General features: G+C 38.7%; 4 protein-coding genes. All 4 read right to left on the bottom strand.

Annotated features, from left to right (window positions below; genetic code table 11):
• Positions 1-5 precede the first annotated feature (5 nt).
• The 4 genes from H6G68_RS01695 to H6G68_RS01680 all read right to left on the bottom strand — a co-directional run bounded on the left by H6G68_RS01695 (position 6) and on the right by H6G68_RS01680 (position 23,497).
• Positions 6-7,736 carry a non-ribosomal peptide synthetase gene (locus tag H6G68_RS01695; protein ID WP_190905041.1) on the bottom strand — a complete coding sequence of 2,577 codons (7,731 nt, stop codon included), beginning with the start codon at positions 7,734-7,736 and terminating at the stop codon, positions 6-8.
• Positions 7,737-7,827: 91 nt separating this feature from the next.
• On the bottom strand, positions 7,828-13,500 hold the full coding sequence (locus tag H6G68_RS01690) for a non-ribosomal peptide synthetase (RefSeq protein ID WP_190905040.1): 5,673 nt from the start codon (positions 13,498-13,500) through the stop codon (positions 7,828-7,830).
• A gap of 84 nt (positions 13,501-13,584) precedes the next feature.
• Positions 13,585-18,138, bottom strand: a complete 4,554-nt coding sequence (locus tag H6G68_RS01685; protein ID WP_190905039.1) for a type I polyketide synthase — start codon at positions 18,136-18,138, stop codon at positions 13,585-13,587.
• Positions 18,139-18,160: 22 nt separating this feature from the next.
• On the bottom strand, positions 18,161-23,497 hold the full coding sequence (locus tag H6G68_RS01680; protein ID WP_190905038.1) for a non-ribosomal peptide synthetase: 5,337 nt from the start codon (positions 23,495-23,497) through the stop codon (positions 18,161-18,163).
• Between the last annotated feature and the right edge of the window lie 539 nt (positions 23,498-24,036).

Raw genomic sequence — 24,036 nt, 5'->3', positions numbered from 1 at the left:
CTCCCTTAAAAAGAAACTTGTCCAAAAAGTGTATCGAGTTGTGTTTGATCTAGCTGTGCTAGAGGAAAATCAGAAGGAGTAAAGCCGCCTACTTCAGGGGATTGACAGTGGTGAATAAGCGATCGCAAATTTGCAATAAACCCTTGAGCCAAACCTTCTATAGTGGACTTGTGGTGTAAATTCTGGCTATAAGTCCAGTTGAATTGCAGCTTGCCTGATTCAACGCCACCGTAAATATCTAGCAGATAAGACCGATGGTTGCGCTGGCTTTTGTTGGAATTGCTGGACTGGTTTGCTAATTTAAAGAGCGATGATTCGGGTAAAACTTGGTCAAACTGTCCTAAATAATTAAAGCTGATTTCCGCTTGGGGTAAAGAATCAAATAACTCAGAAGTGTCTTTATCCTTGGTGAGATATCGCAGCATTCCGTAGCCAATACCCCGATTTGGAACACTTCGCAATTGCTCTTTAACAGTCTTCAAAGCTTCTCCTAAATCAGTAGTTTTCTCACAACTCAGGGCTACTGGAAATAAAGAGGTAAACCAGCCTACAGTCCGCGATGAATCAACATCCTCAAAAAGTTCTTCTCTGCCGTGTCCTTCCAAATTAAATAGCAGTGTGTTCTGTCCTGTCCATTGAGCAAATGTCAACAGTAATGCTGTTAGTAAGACATCATTAATTTGAGTGCGATAAACAGATGGAACTTCTTGGAGTAATGCTTGAGTTTCTTCTTGGCTGAGATTAACTGCAACAGTTTGATCTGAAGCTACGGTGTTGTCTCCACCAGGATAATCTATTGGTAAGTTTGCAATTGGTTGACGCAAGGTTGTTAGCCAATAATCTAGTTCTGCTCTTGCAGATGGTGACTGAGCATACTCTTGTATCCGGTAAGCCCATTGTTTAAAAGAAGTTGTTTTTGATGGTAATTTAATGGCTTTATCTTGTGCTATCTGGTGATAAGCTGTTTGCAAATCTTCTAATAAAATGCGCCAAGAAACTCCATCTACAATTAAGTGGTGAATAGTCACAAACAAGTAACTATGCCTATGTTTACCAAGATTAAAAAAGCCAACTCGGAAAAGTAGTCCCTCGGACAGATTTAAGCTGGCTTGAAATCTCTCGATTGTGGAGGCGAGCGCACAATCTAATTCATCTGGAGGTAATGTAGAAAAATCAATTTCTGCGAATAATTTTCGATTTTCTACATGATCAATTATGGGTTGCCAACCTGATTCTAATTTCTGCCAGCGCACGTGCAAAATGTCGTGATGCTCAAGCAAAGACTCTACCGCCTGCTGTAATAGTTGAGGATTAAGCATTTCCTTCACTTCCAACATTACAGATTGATTCCAGTGATGAGGATCAAGGAAATTCTGCTCAAAGAACCAATGCTGAATAGGTGTCAGGGGAAATGAACCAGTGACCATACCTTGTTCAGCTAAAATAGGTGCGCTTGTGCTAACTACGGTGGCTAGTTGAGCGATAGTTTGGTACTGAAACAATTGCTTAGGAGTCAGATGCAGCCCTGCTTGATTGGCTTTAGCTATTACCTGAAGGCTAAGGATAGAATCTCCACCTAATTGAAAGAAGTTATCGTTTACGCCTACTTTTTCTAAGCCTAGTACTTTTGACCAAATATCAGCTAACTGTGCTTCAACAATAGTTTGAGGTGCTACGAAAGTGGATTCTAGTTCTAAATTTTGCCACTCTACTACTGGCAATACCTTACGGTCTACCTTACCATTAGGCGTTAAAGGCATTGCCTCTAGTAGCATAAAACTAGAAGGTACCATATATTGCGGTAACTTTTCTTGTAAAAAGCTATACAGTTCATCAATGGTAGGTCTGTAGCCCTGAGCTATAAAATAAGCGACAAGTCGCTGGTTGCCCATTTTGTCTTTCTGAGCTATGACTACAGTCTCTCGCACGCTGGGGTGTTGATTTAATACTGCTTCAATTTCTCCTAGTTCAATGCGGAAACCGCGAATTTTTACTTGATGGTCAATGCGTCCCAGATATTCAATGTCTCCATTGGCTAGATAACGGGCTAAGTCTCCAGTCTTGTACAAGCGTGTTCCTGGTTGATTACTAAACGGGTTAGCAATGAATTTCTCTGCTGTTAGTTCTGGATTATTTAAATAGCCTCTACACACTCCCACACCGCCAATGTAGACTTCACCTGTAATTCCTACAGGAACTTGGTTAAGATGCTTATCCAGCAGATAAATTTGGATATTGGCAATAGGACGACCAATGGGAACTGTTGTAGTTAATGAGCTATACTGTTCACATTTCCAAAATGTGACATCTACAGCAGCTTCTGTTGGCCCATATAGATTATGTAATTCAGCATCCAAGCGGGTAAATAAACGTTTTTGCAGTTCAACTGATAATGCTTCACCACTGCAAATCACCCGTTTGAGACAGTTACAATCCTCAACACCTGGTTGTTCCAGAAATACTTGCAGCATTGATGGTACAAAATGTACCGTGGTAATTTGCTTCTGTGTAATTATATTGACTAAATAATTAGTGTCTCTATGCCCATCTGGTTGAGCTACCACTAAACGCGCACCTACCAACAAAGGTAAGAAAAATTCCCAAACTGATACATCAAAACTGAAAGGGGTTTTCTGCAAAACTCTGTCTGCTGGTGTTAATTGGCAATAGTCTTGCATCCACAGTAAGCGGTTGCAGATTGCCCGATGGGTATTCATCGCTCCCTTTGGTCTGCCCGTAGAGCCAGAAGTATAGATGACATAAGCTAAATTTTCAGGCGTTACACTCTGAACAGGGTTTTCTATACTTTCGTGGCTTAAAGGTTCCGTGTTGCTATCCAAACAAACTACTTTAGCTTGGGTATTCGGTAGGCTTTCAAGTAAGTTTGGCTGGGTTAACAACACTGGAACTTGAGAGTTTTCTAACATGAAAGATAATCTTTCTTGGGGATAGGTGGGGTCTAGAGGTACATAAGCACCACCCGCTTTGAGAATCCCTAAAAGTCCGACTACCATTTCTAAGGAACGTTCAACACAAATCCCGACTAATACCTCTTTTCCTACTCCCAGTTTTTGCAGGTAGTGTGCAAGTTGATTAGCTTGCCGGTTTAATTCCCGGTATGTTAGTTGCTTATCTTCAAATACTACTGCTATAGCATCAGGGGTTTTTTCTACCTGTGCTTCAAATAATTGATGCAAACATAATTCCGGTTGTACAATAATTTCACCCTGGCTCCACTCTAATAACTGCTGTTCTTCAGTAGTGGTTAATAAAGGTAACTGCCCAAGCTGCCGCTCAGGTTCAGCAACAATTCCTTTCAGTAAAACTTCAAAATTCGCAGCCAACCGCGAAATAGTTATTTCATCAAATAAATCTGTATTGTATTCAAAATTAGCAATTAATCTCTGCTCTACATCTTCTATAAATAAAGTTAGGTCAAACTTCGCTGTTGTACCGTTATTTTCTAGAGGTTTTACCCTTAATCCAGGCAACTCCAATTGTTTCATTGGCGAATTTTGCAGCACAAACATTACCTGGAACAAAGGATTATGGCTCAAATTTCGTTCCGGTTGTATTTCTTCTACTAACTTCTCAAAGGGCAAATCTTGATGAGCATACGCCCCCAGCGCTACCTCCCGCACTTGTTTGAGTAAATCACGAAAAGTAGGATTACCAGACAGGTTACTTCGCAATACCAAAGTATTAACAAAGAAGCCTATTAAATTTTCAATTTCTGCTCTGTTCCTGTTAGCGATAGGCGAACCAACTAAAATATCAGTTTGACTTGTGTAGCGATACAGCAAAGTTTTAAATCCTGCCAACAGTGTCATAAATAAAGTGACACCTTCTTGTTTTGACAGATTTCTTAAATCCTCACCTAAACTTTTTGGCAATATATAAGATAGGGTTTTGCCAGCATAAGTTTGAACTGTGGGACGAGGACGGTCAGTAGGTAATTGTAATATGGGGAGTTCACCTGATAATTGCTGCTGCCAATAAGCCAATTGATTTTTTAATGCTTCTCCCGCTAACCATTGTCGTTGCCAAACTGCAAAGTCGGCATATTGTATAAGTAATTGTGGCAAAAAATTAGGTTTAGCAAGACTAAAAGCTGTATATAGTGCAACTATTTCCTTAATTAATATATCCGTTGACCAACCATCAGAAACAATATGATGTAGGGTCAATAAAATTACATATTCTTCTACATCCAATTGCAGCAGTTTCGCCCGTAATAATGGCGATTGGGTGAGGTTAAATCCTGTTTGTGCTTCTTCTTTAACAAGGCGATATAGTTCTGTTTCTCGCTGTTTTTTTGGAAGATTTTGTAAATCTACAACTGGTAATTCTAAATTTACAGAATCAGAAATTACCTGGATTGGTTGCCCATCAGCTATGACAAAACTTGTCCGCAAAATTTCATGTCGTCTCATAATTTTGTTGAGACTAGATGAAAGTGCTTCTATGTTCAGTTTTCCCTGTAAAAGCACTGCTCTAGGTAGATTATAAGATGGGCTACCTGGTTCAAACTGATCAAAAAACCACAGTCTTTGTTGAGCAAAAGATAGGGGTAATTGTTGATTTCTAGGAGTAGGTATAATAGTTGTAATTTCCTGTTTTTCTCCCTGCATTGCGGTTTGAATCTCTGCTGCTAGTGCAGCTAAACTTGAAGATTCAAATAGTTTTGCTAAGGCAATTTCTACGCCAAAAATGGTACGAATACGAGAAATTACCTGAGTAGCTAAGAGAGAATGTCCACCTAAATTAAAGAAATTATCGTCAATACTTATCTGTGTTATACCTAATAATTGCCCCCAAATACCTGCTAATACTTCTTCAACAGGAGTACGGGGAGCAATAAAGGTTGTTTCTCTGCTAACTACTTCTTCTGGTGTAGGTAGGGCGTTACGGTCTAATTTACCGTTAGCGGTGAGAGGTAAAGCTTTGAGGATGACAAAGGATGTGGGTATCATGTACTCCGGCAACTTTGCTTTCAGGAAGTTGCGGAAATCATGATCCGATACTGAATGAGATGTAGGGACTATGTAAGCGACAAGACGCTTTTCTCCTGATGTCTCTTCCCTAGCAATCACTACACTTTCCCGTACTCCTGGGTGTTGACTCAGGGCTGTTGAGATTTCGCTTAATTCAATGCGATAGCCTCTAATTTTCACTTGATCGTCAAGACGGCCGAGAAATTCTATGTCACCATCCGACAGATAGCGGACGCGATCGCCTGTTTTGTACAATCGCTGTTCACCATCACTGAAGGGATTAGTAATAAACCTTTCCGCCGTTAATTCAGGACTGTTTAAATATCCCTGCGCTAAGGATTCACCACTAATATACAGTTCTCCCGCTACACCTAAAGGAACTGGTTGTAGGTGTGCATCTAATACATAAACCTGGGTGTTAGCCAGAGGTTTACCAATAGGAACTGTTGCCGCTTCCTGATTTTTTCCACTGACTGAATAAGTCAGTACACCAACAGTTGTTTCTGTAGGTCCATAGTGATTAAGTATTCGACAATGGGGTGCATTATTTTCTATTTTTTCAATCAAATTCCAATCAGCAACTTCACCACCAAGAACAAGTAACTGATGGGGTAAAATTCCCCAACACTCGGAACTTAACAAAGCTGCTAAATGAGAAGGAACTATTTTCAAACAGTCAATAGGATGACGACGGAAATAATCAGCTAATGCTATCGGATCAGAGGCACGTTCCCAAGATACAATATGCAGACTGCCACCACTACACAAACAGGGGAAAATGACGGTATTACCTAAATCTGCGGCGAAGGTGGAAACGCTTGCGTAACTAGCATTCGTAGCAAGTTGCAGTTTTGGCAAAATCCCGTACAGGTAATTAAGCAGTTGTTGATGCTCAACCGCAATACCTTTAGGTTTACCAGTAGAACCAGAAGTATAGATGATATAAACTAGATTTCCCAGCTTGGTATTGTTAATGAGGTTCTCTGTACTCTCCTGAGAGATTTTTTCCCAATCAGAATCTAGATTTACGTCATTTTTCCAGTCCCCAGTCCCCAATCCCCAGTCCCTAATTAAAAAGGAGGCTTGAGCATCTTGTAAGCGGAACTGTAACGCCTCTTGGGGAAGAGTGGAATCGAGTGGGAGGTAAGCACCGCCAGCTTTGAGAACGGCTAATAAGGATATGATGAATTTTGGCGATCGCTCTACACAAATTCCTACTACTACTTCTGGTTTTACTCCCAATTTCTGTAAGTAATGTGCTAATTGATTCGCTTTATAGTTTAATTCTTGGTATGTGATTTTTTCATTTTCAAAAACTACAGCGATCTGTTCAGGTGTTTTTTCTGCTTGTTCTGTAAATAATTGATGAATACATTTTCCTTGCTGATAATCAACTTTTGTTTGATTAAATTCAAATAACAATTGTTGACGTTCACTGGCGCTGAGTATTTCTAATTGACTGATAGGTATATCTGAATTATTGATAACATTTATCAATAATTTTTGAAAATTTTTCGCTAGTCTTTGAATTGTTGCTTGATCAAAGTAATTAATATCATAGTAAAGTTCAGCAATTAAACTATGATTGCGTTGTAAACAAGAGAGTTTAACTTTAAAAGGTTCAATAAAACTGTAAATTTCCTGTAAGGTGAATTTAACTTCTGTATCATTAGAGTTGTGAGCAGAAATATTGTCAAATTCAAAGCCAATAGGGAAAGCTAGAAAACCATCAGCGTCTACAGCTTCAGGGACAAAATAATCTTGCCATTCAGTAGCATTTTCTAATGTTGGTGCTACTGCTGTTAAGACTTCTATAAAGTTTAAATTAGGGGTAAATTTAGTTTTGATTGGTAGCCAAGTTGCTAACAAACCAAGTACGTCATTAAGTTCTTCATATTCACGGCGAGCGCTTGCTGTACCAATGACAATTTCTGACTCTCCTGTGAGTCGCCAAATTAATATTTGCCAACAAGCTAGTAAAACCACATCAGGGGTTTTTTCATACTTTTGGGCAAAAGCATCAATTTGAGTAAATAATTCCTGGCTAATAACTAACTGATAACGCTCAGTGACAAATTGCTGATTCTTTCTTTGTCGTTCATGAGGTAATTTTAATGCTGATAAAGAGTTGATTTTTTGTTGTTGCCAATATGCTTGTGCTTCCTCTGCATCTTCATCTGTAAGTAATTGATTCTGCCATTCAGAAAATTGAACATACTGCACATATTCTCCGCTTACTTCTTTACCTTGGCAGCATTGTTCATAACCTTGACTAATTTGATTAACCAAGTTTTTGATTGTTCTATTATCTGCACACAAAGCAGGTAGAGAAATAATTAAAATATGCTGATTATTGGACGGCTTAACTAAATATAAATGCAGTAGTGAATCTGGAGATATATTTTGATATTCCTGTCTGGCTTGCCAAAATAATTCTTCAAGTTTCCCAGAAATATCTTCCTGAGAGGAATCACTTAAATCTAGATATTCCCAATTATAGTAACTGCCATCTGCAACTACCATGATTGGGGTTTTTACTCCAGGTGGGTGATAAAAACTTGTTTTCAGGATGTCATGATGATTGACAACTTGCTCAATAGCCTTTTGAAGAATCTCTAGTTGGAGATTGCCTTCAATCAAAATACTAGCTTGCGAGCAGAAAGCAGAACTATTTTTTTGTAAAATCCACAGTCTTTTTTGTTGAGGTGCGAGTTGAAATCCGCTAATAGTTTCAGTTTGCATATTGAGTGAGGTTTTTTTTGAAACGCAAAGGAGCGCAGGTCAGCGCGGAGTAAACGCAGAGTATGTATCTACCAGAATTCCATACAAAGTTTTAGGGACTATTGATATCCGTGCCATTAGTCATTTCTGCCATTGCAACAACGATTTTACGCTGTCCAAAATAGGGGTTTCTAGCATGAGCAGCCAGCATATTATCTAGCATGATGATGTCGCCTTTTTGCCAAAGGAAGCTAGTTTGTGATTGCTGATAGACTGCATTAATTTCGGCAATTTCTTCTGCTGTAATTGCTGTACCGTCACCAAAGTAAACGTTACGGGGTAATTTTGACTCTCCAAATATAGATAGCAGTGATTCCCTAACATCTGTATCTAAATATGAGATATGGTGTAATTGAATTTGGTTGAAAAATACAGGTTCGCCAGTTTTGGGATGTACTGCTAAAGCTGGACGAATTTGGCGAGTAACTAAGCCACTATCATCATACCATTCAAAGTCAATTTTTGCTTGACGGCAATAATTTTCTACCTCTTTTTTATCTGTGGTTTGAAAGAAGTTCTGCCAACTCACATCTAAGCCTTCAGCATAATTTCTTGTGTACATTAGCTGTTTAGTGGCTAATTTTTCTCGCAGGTGAGGACTAAGTATTTGATAAGCTTTACGACAGTCAACTATTGGGGTTTCTCCACCTTTCTCAGCAGGTTGAACACAGTAAAACCAAATCTTTAAGGGGAAGCAATGTAAATGGGAACTTTCATTGTGGAAAAGTATAGCTTTATCTGCTGGGTAAGGAGTGGAGCCATAAACTTTGCCACCTTCTCCAGTGCGAGGTAAGTCCCCATACTCAGCAAATAAATTGGGACAAATTGTTTGAGCAAAATTTTCAAACTCTGAAACTGATTTTACATTAAAACCTCTAAATAAAATCGCTCCATGTTTAAATAATTCTGTTCCCAGATATTCTCGATTATTCTCAGCCCATGATATTAAATCAACTTCTGAATTATTAGGCTGAATCACGAGAGGAAATTTTTGCCCCTCTTGCAGATAATCTGTTTTAATTAATTGCTCTACTGATAAACTTACTGCTTTTGGAGCAATATTCATAAACTTTTGTCTTTTGGCAGTTTTACGTTCCTGTTGTTGCATGGTCTGTTGTGCCTTTTCTGCTTCTGTGAAAATTTCTAATGTATTTATGCGGCTCTGAGGTTGAATCACAATTCTATTGATTAATGTTTGCCAATGATTAGTTAACTTAGTGATAGTATTTGGAGCAAATAAATCAGCGTTATATTGCCATTTACCTTCTAGACCTTGCTCTGTTTCTGTGAGGAATATGGCTAAATCGAATCTGGCATTTCTCTCTTCTAGTTCCAGTAAATTTAATTTGAGTCCTGGTAACTCCAAGGCGGAGTTTGGTGTATTTTGCAAGACAAATAACACCTGGAATAATGGAACTGTATTACTTAGATGACGATCAGGTTGTAATTCTCTAACTAATTCTTCAAAGGGTAAATCTTGATGAGAGTAAGCTGATAATGTTTGGGTGCGAACCCGTTGCAATAATTCTATAAAAGTAGGATTACCAGTTAAGTCAGTGCGTAAAACTAATAAGTTAATGAAGAAGCCTATTAATTGTTCAATTTCTGCTTGATTGCGGTTGGCAACATCCGTACCAACTACAATATCATCTTGGTTGGTGTAGCGTTGCAGTAAGATTTTAAAACTTGCCAGCAGTGTCATAAATAAGGTGACATTTTCTTGCTGGGATAGTTGTTTTAATTGTTGGGATATTGTGACAGGTATTAAAAATGTATGACTAGCACCCCGGTTAGTTTTCACTTCTGCACGGGGACGGGTTGTGGGTAGTTGCAAAACAGGTAAGTTTGCTAATTGCTGCTTCCAGTAGATGAGTAAAGTTTCTCGTCTTTCACCTTGTAAATATTGACGTTGCCAAACTGCAAAGTCTGCATATTGGATGGGTAATGCTGGCAAAGGAGAAGGTTTTCCAACAACAAAGCCGGAGTAAAGTGCTGCTATCTCACTAATTAATACACCCTGTGACCAACCATCAAAAACGATATGGTGGATAGTGAATAGTAAGATGTGTTCTTGTTCCCCTAGCTGCAAAAGTGTACATCTGAGCAACGGTGCTTGGGTAAAATCAAAGGCGAGTTGGAATTCCTTAATACTCAAATGCTCAATTTCTGCTTCTTGTTGAGCTTTCGGCAATTCCCGCAAGTCAACTACAGGTATTTGTAACTGCACATTGGGAGTAATTACCTGTAATGGTTGTCCATCTACGGAAGTAAAGATAGTACGTAAAACTTCATGACGGCAAATAATTTCGTTAATGCTTTCTTCTAACACCTCTACATTCAACTCACCCACAAAGCGAACTGCTGCGGGCATATTGTAAATATCACTTTCAGGGTTTAGCTGTTCTAGTAACCATAATCTAGCTTGGGCAAAGGATAGTGGTAAATTCCCATCACGGGGAACAGGTGTAATGGCAGCAATACCCTGATGGCTGGCTTCTTGAATATTCTTAGCTAGTTCTGCGATGGTTGGGAATTCAAATAAACGCTGAAGCGGTATATCCACCCCAAAGGTTTTGCGAATACGAGAAATGATTTGAGTTGCTAGTAAAGAATGTCCGCCTAATTCAAAGAAATTGTCGTGAATACCAACTTGGGAAACACCCAGAACTTGAGTCCAAATTCCTGCCAATACTTCTTCGACTGGATTGCGGGTAGCAACAAAAGTGCTTGCTAATTCTCCACCAGTATTTTCTGGTGCGGGTAAGGCGCGGCGGTTTACTTTGCCGTTAGGGGTCAAAGGTAGAGAATCCAAGATGACCAAAGCACTGGGTATCATATACTCTGGTAGCTTTGTCCGTAAATACTGGCGCAGTTCATCAGTAACGGCGTTTTCAGCAACTAAATAAGCAATTAAACGCTGATTTCCTGGTACATCTTCCCGCGCTATCACCACACATTGACGTACTGCGAGATGCTGTTCTAACACCGCTTCAATTTCGCCTAACTCAATGCGAAATCCTCGGAGTTTAACTTGATAATCAATGCGTCCTAAATATTCAATTTCTCCATTAGGAAGATAACGGGCTAAGTCACCGGTTTTGTAGAGTAATGTTTCTGGGGTGAATGGGTTAGGAATGAATTTTTCTTTAGTTAATTCCGACTGCTTAAAGTAACCCCGTGCTAATCCCGCACCACCAATATACAGTTCACCAGAAATTCCTACGGGTAATGGTTGTAAATGCTTATCAAGGATGTAAATTTGGGTATTAGCTATGGGACGACCGATAGAAACTGTTTTTTGACTATCATGAATTTGATGAATTGTAGACCAAATAGTTGTTTCTGTAGGACCGTATAAGTTCCAAAATTCATAACATCTTGGTAATAATTGATGAACTAAGTTTTGTGATAAGGCTTCACCACCACAGAGAATTTTTAGTTGTGAACTTCCTTCCCAACCTGCATCTAATAACATTCGCCAAGTTGCAGGGGTGGCTTGCATAATAGTTACAGCAGAATTATTCAGTTGTTGTAATAACTGTACGCCGTCTGTTGCTACCTCCGGACTGACTAAAATTAATTTAGTTCCTGTTGTTAAGGGAAGGAAGATTTCTAAAACCGCAATATCAAAAGACAGGGTAGTTACTGACAGCAGGTTGTCTATATTTGTTAACTGCAACTGCTGCTGCATAGCCGTAAGGAAATTTACTACACTGCGATGGGTAATTTGTACGCCTTTGGGTTTACCTGTAGAACCAGAAGTGTAAATTGTATAACTGAGATTACTCGGATTAACGTTGCTGTTAACTGAGTTTTTTTGATGTGCGGCAATGCTTTCCCAGTCGCTATCTAAACAGACAACTTGGGCGTAGTTAGGTGGAAGAGCTTTTAATAAATGTTGCTGGGTTAATAAGACTGAGATTTGGGAGTCTTCCAGCATGAATGCCAAACGTTCTTGAGGATATGTAGGATCTAGTGGTATGTATGCTCCTCCAGCTTTGAGAATTGCTAGCAGAGCGATGATTATTTCTAAGCTTCGCTCTACATAAATCCCCACCAATACCTCTGGCTTTACTCCCAGTTTTTGCAGATAGTGGGCAAGTTGATTTGCTTTGGCGTTCAATTCCCGATAGGTCAATTGCTGATTCTCAAAGACCACAGCCACAGCATCAGGGGTTTTCTCAACCTGTGCCTCAAATAGCTGATGAATACATTGGTCTTGCGGATAATCAACTTGTGTATTATTCCACTCTTCTAATAACTGATAACGCTCGGTAGCTGTGAGCAATGGTAACTCACCCAGATGCTGCTGGGGATTAGCAATTATACCCGCTAATAAAGTTTGAAAATGTCCCACCATCCTGTTAATGGTGTCGGCATGGAACAAGTCGGTGTTGTATTCCAAAAACCCTATTAGCCCTTGCTTTGTATCTTCCACATACAAGCTCAAATCAAACTTAGCAGTTCCGTTGTATATCATCAGAGGAGCCAAGGTTAAATTCGGAAGTTGTAGGGCTAACGTTGGAGCATCTTGGAACACAAACATAACCTGAAACAGAGGAGTATGACTTAATGTCCGTTCCGGTTGTAGTTCTTTTACTAGCTGTTCAAAGGGAAGGTCTTGATGAGTATAAGCAGCTAAGGCTGTTTCACGTACTCGTTTCAGTAAATCTTGAAAACTTAGTTCTCCAGATACATCAGTTCTGAGAACTAACGTGTTAACAAAACATCCCAACAAATTCTCAATTTCGCCGTGAGTGCGATTTGCAACGGGAGTTCCAACTAATAAATCTGTCTGTCCTGTATAACGGTAAAGCAAGGTTTTAAACGTTGCAAGCAATACCATGAACGGGGTAACGCCTTCCTGTTGACTTAAAGACTTGAGTGCATCTGTTAGTATTTGCGGAATGATGACAGTTGCACGCGCACCTTGGAAGCTTTGCTGTGCAGGACGGGGGTAATCTGTTGGTAAGTTGAGAATTGGCGGTGCATTTTTTAGTTGCTGCTTCCAGTAATTAAGCTGGTGGGATTTATCATGTAAATATTGTCTTTGCCACAGTGCAAAGTCTGCATACTGAATTGGTAATTCTGGCAATTTGGTAGAAATATCCTGACAGAATGCTTGGTATAGTGCTGCTAATTCTCGATAAAAAACTCCGCTAGACCAACCATCAAAAATAATGTGATGTATGGTAAACAATAAGATATGTTCTTCCTCTTGTAATTGAATGATAATAATTTTGAATAGTGGAGTTTTATCTAGATGAAATGTCTGACTAGAATACTCTATCGCTAGCTGTTTTACTTTTGCCTCTTGATCAGTTTTTGACCATCCTTTTAAGTCTATAATTGGCAACTCTGTTGTTAGAGTAGGCGCAATTATTTGTAAAACTTGCTCATCTATAACTTGAAAAGCAGTGCGAAGAATTTCGTGACGCTTAATAATTTCGTTAAGGCTTTTCTCTAAAATAATTATGTTAAGTTTTCCCTGTAACCGCAACATATTTGACTCGTTATATAAAGTCAAATCTGGTTGTAATTGTTGGAGAAGCCAGAATTTTTCTTGAGTTAAAGATAAACACAAAGTATCAGTCGTTTTTCTTTGAGCGATTTTCAGATTATTTCTGAAATTATTTTGGCTTTTTTGTTGTTTTAAACGCTTTTCTAATAAGGCTCGTTGTTCTGGAGACAAAGCAGCTATTCTTCCATTTATATCTTTCACCATTATTCACCTGACTCTAAGGATAAATATTGACTTTTCACACTGTAGACAATAAATTTAAGTTTATTGCTAATGTTAATTCGTAATTCATTTACTAAGTTGTATTTTGATTTCTTCACTAGAAAGGTTTTCAATTTCTGCTAATAGTTGTGCTATTTCATCATTGTCATCTAATTGCGGTTGTTTTTCGACAATCACATTAGCTAGTTTGTTAACTGTAGGAGCATCAAAGAGCAGGGTATGCAGTGGCAATTCGACTTGAAAAACTTCTCGAATTCGGGAGATTGTTTGCACTGCTAGTAAAGAATGTCCACCTAATTCAAAGAAGTTATCGTGAATTCCTATTTTTTCAATACCGATGAGTTCTTCCCAAATGTTGACAATAGCTTCTTCAATTTCATTGCGAGGAGCTATGTATGTATTTTCTTGCAGTGTGCGTGAATGTCTACTAGCAGATGCTTGACAAGAATTTGCTGGCTTTTGAGAAAAGGATAAGGATAAAAGTAATTTGTTAAGCTGCTTAATTCCTGTTTGTAAATCTTGGGTAGAAACTATAACCTGCGGTAGAGAGTTGGCTAAAATGCGGCTAAAGACATCAATTCCTTCTACTGGAAGAATAGCATTTTTTAAAGTTGTTTCGCGCCAGTTTTTGATTTCATTAGGAACAGTAGTATTAACTGCCATGCCAACTTGTTGCCAAGCATCCCAGTTAATAGAAATTGTCAATCTGTTATTTGTTTGTGTATTCCAATGAGCAAAGGCATCTAAAAAGGTATTTGCAGCACAATAATCTACTTGTCCAAATCCTCCTTGAATTGAACTTAAGGATGAACAAAGAACTAAAAAGTCTAAATCCTGATTTTTGAGGACATTATTTAAAACTATTGTTCCTTGCACTTTAGGAGCAAAAACACTTTCGGCAATTTCTGGGGTTTTGAGTTGAATCATCCCAGCACCAGCAACCCCAGCAGCATGAATCACACCATTAATTGTCCCAAAGCGTTCTAAAGATTGAGCAATCGCACTCTGCATCTGCTCATAATTTGTCACATCAGCAGCCAGTACCAATACTTCCGCACCTAAAGCTTCTAATTCCTTAATTTTATCAGTTCCAGATGTTACAGAACGTCCTAATAAAATCAGTTTAGCTTGTATGGTTTTGGCTAGATATTCAGCAAAAGTGAAACCCATGCCTCCCATACCACCTGTAATTAGGTAAACTCCGTTCTGTCGAAATCTAATTTTCTCTGTGGTAGCTGGTTCTAGGGAAATAGGTTCAAAAGTTTGCAACCAACGGTAATCATTACGGTAAGCAATGATTGAATCTTGTGATTCTGCTTTTAATTCTGCCAGTAATTGCTCTATACAATCTTCTCGTGCTGATATTGGTATTACAATATCAACCAGACGAAAAATTATATTCTGATATTCTTGAGAAATGACTTTACAAGCACCCAAGATAGTTGTTTTTTCAGGATATAATTCTTCCTTACCTGTGATATCATGCAGATGATTAGCAATAACAAAAAATTGAATTTTATCACTTATCTGTTGTTGTCCAATAGCTTGCGCGAGGTAAACAAGACTATAAAAACCTAAATTTTGCGTAGTTTCCCAAGATAAAGTTTGTGATTGGGTAAGACTCCACAAATGAATAATTGTACTCGGAATTTTACCTTCCGGTAACTGTCGCAGCAAGTGATGATAATCATCTGCTTGTTTTGGGTTGATAGTGTAGGTATTGCTATCAAGTTGATTAAATTTTTCTCCTACTTTTACAGTAATTACATCCTGCCCAAGTTGTTGTAATATCTGCCCAAGTTCTGAACCTACACCAGATTCGTCTACAAAAATTAACGAGCAACTAGAGTTAATATCTTTGGTTTTGACAATAGGAACTCGTTTCCAAGAAGGAATATAAAACCAGTCTGTAATATTCGGCTTTTTACCCTGCTTGCTTTCACCTTTACCGGATAATTGAGTTTGTATTTCTGGTTCAATCCAGTAACGTTGACGCTCAAAGGGATAAGTCGGTAAAGGTACGCGGTAATGCTGTTCATGATTATAAAAATTAGACCAGTTTATTTCAACTCCTGCTAACCACAACCGCCCTAAAATATTGAGTAAAAAATTAACATCTGATTTTTCTTCCTGGGGATGACGTAAAGAAGGTAAAACCACCTGTCCTGCTGCTTGTTGGGTATGTTGTTTAACGAGAGTACACAAGGTACGTCCTGGTCCAACTTCTAATAAAATGCGTTCAGTTTCTTGCAATAAAACTGATAAACCAGATGAAAACTGTACTGTTTCCCGTAAATGTTGCGCCCAATAATTTGGAGATGTTGCTTGTTCTTTTGTAATCCAAGTCCCCGTTAAATTAGAAATAAAAGGAATTTGAGGAGGATTAAGTTTTACTTTGTTCACTTCCGCAATAAATGGTTCTAACATCGGTTCCATCATCAAGGAGTGAAAAGCATGGGAAGTATGCAAACGACGATATTCTATTTTTAATGCAGTTAACTTTTTTTGAAGTTCATCTATCGCTTCATAACTTCCTGAAACTACACACAAAGAAGGTGCATTACTAGCAGCTAAAGCTAAATTTTCAGGCAGTAAATTTTTAATTTCGTTGGCTGATGCAGAAACAGAAAGCATTGCACCTGTAGACATTTGCTGCATCAATTTTCCTCGCACAGCAACCAAAGCTAAGGCATCTTCTAAAGACATGACACCAGCTAAACAAGCAGCTACATATTCTCCTATGCTATGACCAATCATTGCTTGGGGAGAAATACCCCAGGAGATCCACAGTTGAGCTAAAGCATACTCAATTACAAACAATGCTGGTTGTGCTAAAGATGTCTGTTTTAGTTGTTCTGTTGCTGCTTGTTTTTCAGATTCTTGTGGATAAATAACTGCTCGTAAATTTAAACCTAAATATGGTTCGAGTAGCAAACAACAATTATCTACTTGTTCCCGGAAAGTGGACTTAGTTTGATAAAGTTCTTTACCCATTTCCACATATTGAGCGCCCTGTCCAGGAAACATGAAGGTAATAGAGCGTTGAATTGGTTCCTCAAAGTGAGTTAATACTTGTTGATGATCTGGATTTTCTAGGACGTTTATTGCTTCTTCAATGTTTTGACAAACTACAAACCGACGATAATTAAAAACGCTTCTTCCTACCTGCAATGTATAAGCTACATCTGTCAGATTCAACTCAGGATTTTGTTTGAGATGTTGAACCAAATTTTTGGTAGCAGTTTCTAAAGCAGAATCAGTTTTAGCTGAAAGAACCAACAACTGATAATTTCTCTCCTGCTCCCTTGCTCCCCTGCTCCCCTGCTCTCTTAAAGAGGGTGCTTCTTCCAAAATCACATGAGCATTAGTACCACCAATACCTAAAGAACTAACTCCAGCACGACGCGGGGTAGAAGTTGCATTCCATTCTGTCAATTTAGTATTGACATAAAAAGGACTATTTACAAAGTCAATTTCTGGGTTAGGTTGTTCAAAATTTAAGCTAGGAGGAATTAATTTATGTTGCAAAGCCAAAGCAGTTTTAATTAAACCTGTCACTCCTGCGGCTGCGTCTAAATGTCCAATATTTGTTTTGACTGAACCAATAGCACAGAAACCTTTTTTCTCAGTTTCCCCACGAAAAACATTTGTTAATGCAGATATCTCAATGGGATCGCCTAAAGCTGTTCCTGTTCCGTGGGTTTCAATATAGGTAATAGTTTCTGCTTCAATGTCTGCTAAAGCTATTGCTTCAGCGATCGCTTCTGCTTGTCCGTTGACGCTAGGCGCAGTGTAGCCAACTTTACCAGAACCATCGTTATTGATGGCACTACCTTTAATCACAGCATAAATATGATCACCGTCTGCGATCGCATCGGATAAACGCTTTAACAACGCCACTCCCACACCATTACCAATAATTGTCCCTTGGGCTTTAGCATCAAAGGCGCGACAATGACCGTCAGGTGATAGGATTCCTCCTTCTTGATGTAAATACCCTGTTTTCTGGGGGACACGAATTGAAACACCACCCGCCAAAGCCATATCACATTGATAATTGAGTAAGCTTTGGCAAGCTAAAGCAGTAGAAACTAAAGAAGTAGAACAAGCAGTTTGTATTGTTAAACTCGGTCCTGTGAGATTTAATTTATAAGAAACGCGAGTAGACAAAAAATCTTTATCAATACCAATTAGCTTTTGAAAACTATGAGCCGAGCCAATTTGGTCATTATTGATATCAAAACTTGAATAGTTAGTGAAGCTAGAACCCGCATAAACTCCAATTCTACTTTCACATCTTTGAACATCATAACCCGCATTTTCTAAAGCTTCCCAAGCAGATTCTAAAAATAAACGATGTTGTGGATCAGTCATTTCTGCTTCTTTGGGGTTAAAGCCAAAGAAACCAGCATCAAATAAATCAATATCTTCTAAAACAGCCCCTGCTTTTATATAGTGAGGATTTCTTAGTAATGATGGATCTACTCCCGCAGCAATTAATTCCTCATCACTAAATTGAGAAATTGCTTCAACTCCATCACACAAATTCTGCCAAAAATCTGTGATATTTTTAGCTCCAGGAAAACGCCCAGCTAGACCAATAATGGCAATACTTTCCATGACTGACAACTTACCTTTTAAATTACTTAATATTCTTCCGTTGCTTCATTAATAATTGATTGCGGTTGTTCAGAGATTCTCTTTGTTTATCAACTCTTTCGCGCATTCTCTCTAAAGTTTTTTGCGCTGATGATGGTTGGCTTAAATGTTCCGCCAGTGACTTAATAGTTGGATTCTGAAAAATTTCTACAATTGATAAATCCCGATGCAAAATCTCCCGCAGTTTATTGTTTATCTGTACTGCCAACAAAGAATGTCCACCCAGGTCAAAGAAATTATCATGAATACCTACTTTTTCTAGCTTTAGTACCTGCTTCCAAACTTTAGCTATGGTTTTTTCTATTTCAGATTGCGGAGCTTGATAATTAGCTGACAACTCAGGATATAAATTTTCTGGTATAGGTAAAGCACGAAGGTCTACTTTTCCATTGGGAGTCAGAGGTAGTGCTGCTAAAAATACAAAGGCAGCAGGTATCATATATTCAGGCAATTTTTCCTTCAGGAAATACCGCAAGTCACTGACAGAAATATCTGCTTTGTGAGCAGGAACTACATAAGCAATTAGGCGATTTTCACTAGTAATAACTACCGCTGCTTGGACATGAGGATATTGTGCCAAACTAACTTCAATTTCTCCGATTTCAACACGGAAGCCACGAATCTTAACTTGATTATCAATCCGTCCCAAATACTCAATATTTCCATTAGGTAAATAACGAGCTAAATCTCCTGTTTTATATAACTTTGCTTCTGGTTGATTGCTAAAGGGGTGGGGAATAAATTTTTCTTTGGTTAACTCTGGATGATTCCAATAACCTTTAGCTACTCCTAAACCACCAATATGTAATTCTCCTGTTACACCAATTGGTAATGGTTGTAAATGCCGATCTAATATATAAGTCTGATAATTAGCGATCGCTTTGCCAATTGGTACTTCCTGCTGTGTAACACTCTGATTATTTACTGTCGATAAATCACAGATTGTTGCAACAACTGTTGTTTCAGTAGGTCCATAACCATTTATCAAACGCACTTTTTGCGTATCTACTTTCTGATGCCAAATTGCTAGTTGTTGTAGTGAAGCTTTTTCACCACCAATAATTACTAATTTTACTGTTTCTGGTAAGGATAAGTTATATGTTGATAATCCAGAAGTCAGTTGATGCCAAAATGCGGTGGGTAAGTCTAATACTGTGATTGACTGCTGATAACATTTTTCGAGAAAGTCGGGTATTGAACCGAGCATTTCATTGCTACGAATGACTAGAGTTGCACCGATACTTAAGCAAGGAAAAATTTCTTCTATAGCGGCATCAAAGCTAATAGAGGCAAACTGTAAAATGCTATCGCTAATTTTGAGTTCATAGTGGTCAATTGCTGCTTGAGTGAAGTTAACCAAGGATTTGTGTTGTATCATTACCCCCTTGGGCTTGCCAGTAGAACCAGAGGTATAAATCACATAAGCTAGATTTTCTGATGAGGCTTGGCTGAGTGGGTTGTTGTAATACTCATCTACCTCAGACTGTAAACTGTTAGTATCCACATAGACAATCTTTGCTGTGTGGTTGGGTAGTTTGTTGACTAATTTGTTGACTAATTGCTCTTGAGTAACTAGCACTGATATCTGGGCATCCTTGAAAATGAATGCCAACCTTTCTGGGGGATAAGCTGGGTCTAAGGGTACATAAGCACCGCCAGCCTTCATGATTGCGAGTATGCCAACAATCATTTCTAAAGAGCGTTCCATGCAGATACCAACTAAGGTTTCTGGTTTCACGCCCAAATTTAGTAGCTTATACGCCAGTTGATTCGCTCGCTTGTTTAATTCTTGGTAGGTGAGTTTTTGGTTTTCAAAGCTCACCGCGATCGCATCCGGTGTTTTTTCTACCTGTGCTTCAAAAAATTGATGAATACAAGCTTTTTGGGGATAATCGACTTTAGTATTATTCCAATCCCACAGTAGCGTCTGGCGTTCAGAAGGTGTTAATATTGCTAACTCTGAAATACGCTGGTTGGAATCACAAATTATACTCTCTAGTAATGTTTGGAAATGCCCAAGCATCCTAGTTATAGTATCTGCATTGAATAAGTCAGTGTTGTATTCTAGTGTCCCTACCAATCCTTCTCCGTTAGCAATCATGGATAGACAGATGTCAAACTCAGCAGTTCCCGTCTCCAGTTCCTCAGTTTGCCAAACATTATCTGTTGCTTGATTTTGCAAAACAAACATTACTTGGAATAATGGGTTATGACTTAAATCCCGATTCGGCTGTAAGGCTTCTACTAACTTTTCAAAAGGTAAATCTTGGTGAGTATATGCCTCAATTGCCACCTTCCGCACTCGTGCCAACAATTCTTTAAAGCTGGGATTTCCCGCTAAATTGGTACGCAATACTAAAGTATTGACAAAACAGCCAATTAACTGTTGTAGTTCCGCACGGTTACGGTTAGCAATTGGTGAACCAACAAGAATATCTTCTTGACCTGTGTAGCGGTATAGCAAAGTTTGAAATGTTGCTAACAAGGTCATAAATAAAGTAGCATCTTCCCCTTTACTGAAATGTTTTATTTCTTCAGTTAAAGCTTTTGACAATACAAACTTCTGCTGCGCTCCTCTAAAAGTTTGTATAGGCGGTCTAGGACGAGATGTAGGTAGTTGTAATACAGGCAAAGTTCCGCCTAAATGTTGCTGCCAATAAGCTAAATGCTGTTCTAAAACTTCCCCTTGTAAGTAGTTCCTTTGCCAATAAATAAAATCTGTGTATTGTACAGGCAGTTCTGACAAAGGAGAAGGTTTACCAGCACAGAAAGCTTGATAAATTGCAGATAGTTCTTTAACTAAAATATTGATTGACGAACCATCACCAACTAAATGATGCAGGGTCAAAATTAATATGGATTTTTCTGGTTGCAAGTGCAGCAGCTTTGCCCGCAATAACGGTGCTACTGCTAAATCAAAAGATGACTGAGCTTCTTGCAAAGAGAATGTTTTGATTTCAATTTCTTGCTGTTGCTTTTCAAGATGCTGTAAATTAACTTGCGGTACAGTTAAGTTAACAACATCTACAACTTTTTGCACAGGTTCACCATCTACTAATTCAAAGCTGGTTCGTAAAATTTCGTGTCTTTGAATAATTGCATTAATACTATTAACCAATGCTGATAAATTCAAATGTTCTTGAATGTGAACCGCTACAGGAATGTTATATGTAGCTGTACCCGGTTGTAGTTGATTGATAAACCATAATTGTTGTTGAGTAAAGGTCAGTGGATATTGATGAGTATTTCTCTCAACTTGAGAAATAGGCAAGTATACATGAGTACGATTGCTATTAACTTGGTTGAGTATTTGGTTTGTTAACTCAGCAATACCAGCACCATCAAAGAATTCAGCTACAGCTATAGCTACATCAAAATCAACTTCTATGCGATTTTTCAACTCAAAAACTTTGAGAGAATCTAAACCTAAACTACTCAAAGGTTGTTGATAATTTACTTGCTCAGGTTTTACCCTCAAAACCCTAGCTACTAATTTTTGTAAGTGAGAATTTAATAATAGTTGTCTTTGTTCTAATGTTACTGCTAGTAATTCGCTGCGGGTGAGAACTGTTTCTGGTTCTATTGTCTGGTTAATTTCCAGAATGCTGCTACCAACAACTTCTAATCTACCTTCTAAAAATCTGGCTTTTGTAGCACGACGTTGAATTTTGCCACTGGATGTTTTAGGAATAGTACCAGCTTTAATTAAAACAACTGCATAAACTTGTATTTCATGTTCTTCTGTAATTACTTGACGAATAGCAGCCGTAACTTCTTCTATATTCGGTTTAGCACGAAATTCTAATTCTTGTACTACTACTAACTGTTCTTCTTTTTCTACTTCCACCGCAAAGGCCGCAACACTTCCCGCACGCAACATTTTATGGCTGCGTTCTGCTGTGAGTTCAATATCTTGGGGGTAAAGATTGCGTCCTCTGATGATAATTAAATCTTTAGCTCGACCAGTAATAAAAAGCTCGCCATTATACAAAAAGCCCAAGTCTCCAGTCCGCAAAAATGGCCCTTCTCCTGTATCTTGCAGATATGCGTGGAAGGTCTGTGCTGTTTCCTCTGGGCGATTCCAATAACCATGACCAATACTAGGTCCACAAACCCAAATTTCCCCAACTTCGTCTGTAGCGCAACGAGTTAAGGTCTCTGGATCAGCAATAACAATCTGCTGCTGCGGTACAACTCGACCACAACCTACTAATGCAATTGAATCATCTTCATTAATAGCAGCATCAATTATATGATTACTTTCTAAAGCGTTTTTCCGTAATTGTTTTGTTGTTACTAAGGCCGATTTAACAGTACCAGATACCATCAAAGTTGCTTCTGCCATGCCATAACAAGGATAAAAAGCCTCTGGACGAAAACCGCATTCAGCAAACGTGTGAGCAAACCGCTCTAACGTTTCTTGCCGAATTGGTTCAGCACCATTAAAAGCCACACTCCAACTACTTAAATCTAGAGTAGAGCGTTGTTCAGGAGTAATTTTTTCAATACACAATTCATAAGCGAAGTTAGGAGCGCCACTGGTAGTTCCTCTGTAATCAGAAATTGCTTTTAACCACCGATAGGGACGCTGGAGAAAAGCAGCCGGCGACATCATGATGCAAGGAAACCCACCATATAAAGGTTGCAATACCCCACCAATTAATCCCATATCATGATAAATAGGCAGCCAAGTTATAAACTTGCTTTGGCGGGAATGTTCCATGCAAGTATAAGTCGTGGTTGCATTATGAATTAAATTGCCATGGGTCAACATCACGCCTTTGGGTGTACCTGTAGAACCGGAGGTGTATTGCAAAAATGCCAGAGTATCTGAATTTATGGGCGGTTCGTGCCAGTCAAAGGCTATATCAGGTTGTATGTCATCGGTCGTTAACCAACGCAGATTAATGTCTGTTTTGCCGACTAATAAAGATTGTATTTGCTGTAAAATCGTGGTTGTGGTCAAGACAATTGCTGCTTGAGCATCTTTGAGAATTGACAGTATTCTTGGTGTGTTGCGATGGTTGCGCGGTGGATAAGCGGGAACAGCTACCACACCTGCATACAAACACCCGAAAAACGCTGCTAAATAATCTAAGCCCGGTGGGTACAGCAATAGCGCCCTTTGTCCAGTTAAATTTAATCCTTGCAACTGACAAGCTATGGCTCTACTTTGACGCTCCAACTCTCCATAAGTCCAGGACGTTGCTTGTGCTTCTCCATCTGGCAGAAAAGTAAAAGCCTCAGTATTTAGTTGTTCTAAACACTTGTAACGCAGTAACTCTACAACGGTAGAAAAATCATTGACAGATTGAGTCATTGTACTTTCACAGCCTTGATGCACACAAGAACATTGAATTGAAGCCAGTTGAAAAACCTGATTCTAAGAGCAATCGCCCCAGTGCTGACTTGTCAACTTGCAGGTATTAGCAGCGTTTCATTCGCCTCTAGTTAGTCTGTTGCTTGCAGTCAGCAAGTATTTATTGCTATTAATTTTCAATTACAGATCTCACCTTATAGCAATTATCTAAAAATTACAACTAGAAAATAATCAATAACTCTTATCACTATCCCGGTCAAGTATAAGTTTTTTACACCCTCCCATATTGCTTCTGTAGACAAATCATCAACTCTCATATCACAGTGCTATCACTTAAAAGCAACAGGTTCTTTGTCTACGCAATCGCATAAAAACCTTGTAAAATAAGGATTATAACCCAATTTCTCCATCTGTACTATTGCGTCCCCTTCAGTCAGCACAGCTATAGACGGTTGGAAAAAATACTTGCTTTATAAAAAGCTTTATGATAATACTTCTTAATAGCGATTGCTTTTACTGCAAATAACTTGCAGCTACTT

The sequence above is a fragment of the Anabaena catenula FACHB-362 genome (assembly GCF_014698735.1).
GTDB classification, from domain to species: domain Bacteria; phylum Cyanobacteriota; class Cyanobacteriia; order Cyanobacteriales; family Nostocaceae; genus Anabaena; species Anabaena variabilis_A.
Note: the sequence above shows the minus strand (reverse complement) of the source record. Positions and strands in the feature narration are given on the sequence as shown.

Excerpts from the sequence above, each read along its gene's own strand:
- H6G68_RS01695 (WP_190905041.1), bottom strand. The coding sequence starts at position 7,736 with ATGCAAACTGAAACTATTAGCGGATTTCAACTCGCACCTCAACAAAAA.
- H6G68_RS01690 (WP_190905040.1), bottom strand. The coding sequence starts at position 13,500 with ATGGTGAAAGATATAAATGGAAGAATAGCTGCTTTGTCTCCAGAACAA.
- H6G68_RS01685 (WP_190905039.1), bottom strand. The coding sequence starts at position 18,138 with ATGGAAAGTATTGCCATTATTGGTCTAGCTGGGCGTTTTCCTGGAGCT.
- H6G68_RS01680 (WP_190905038.1), bottom strand. The coding sequence starts at position 23,497 with ATGACTCAATCTGTCAATGATTTTTCTACCGTTGTAGAGTTACTGCGT.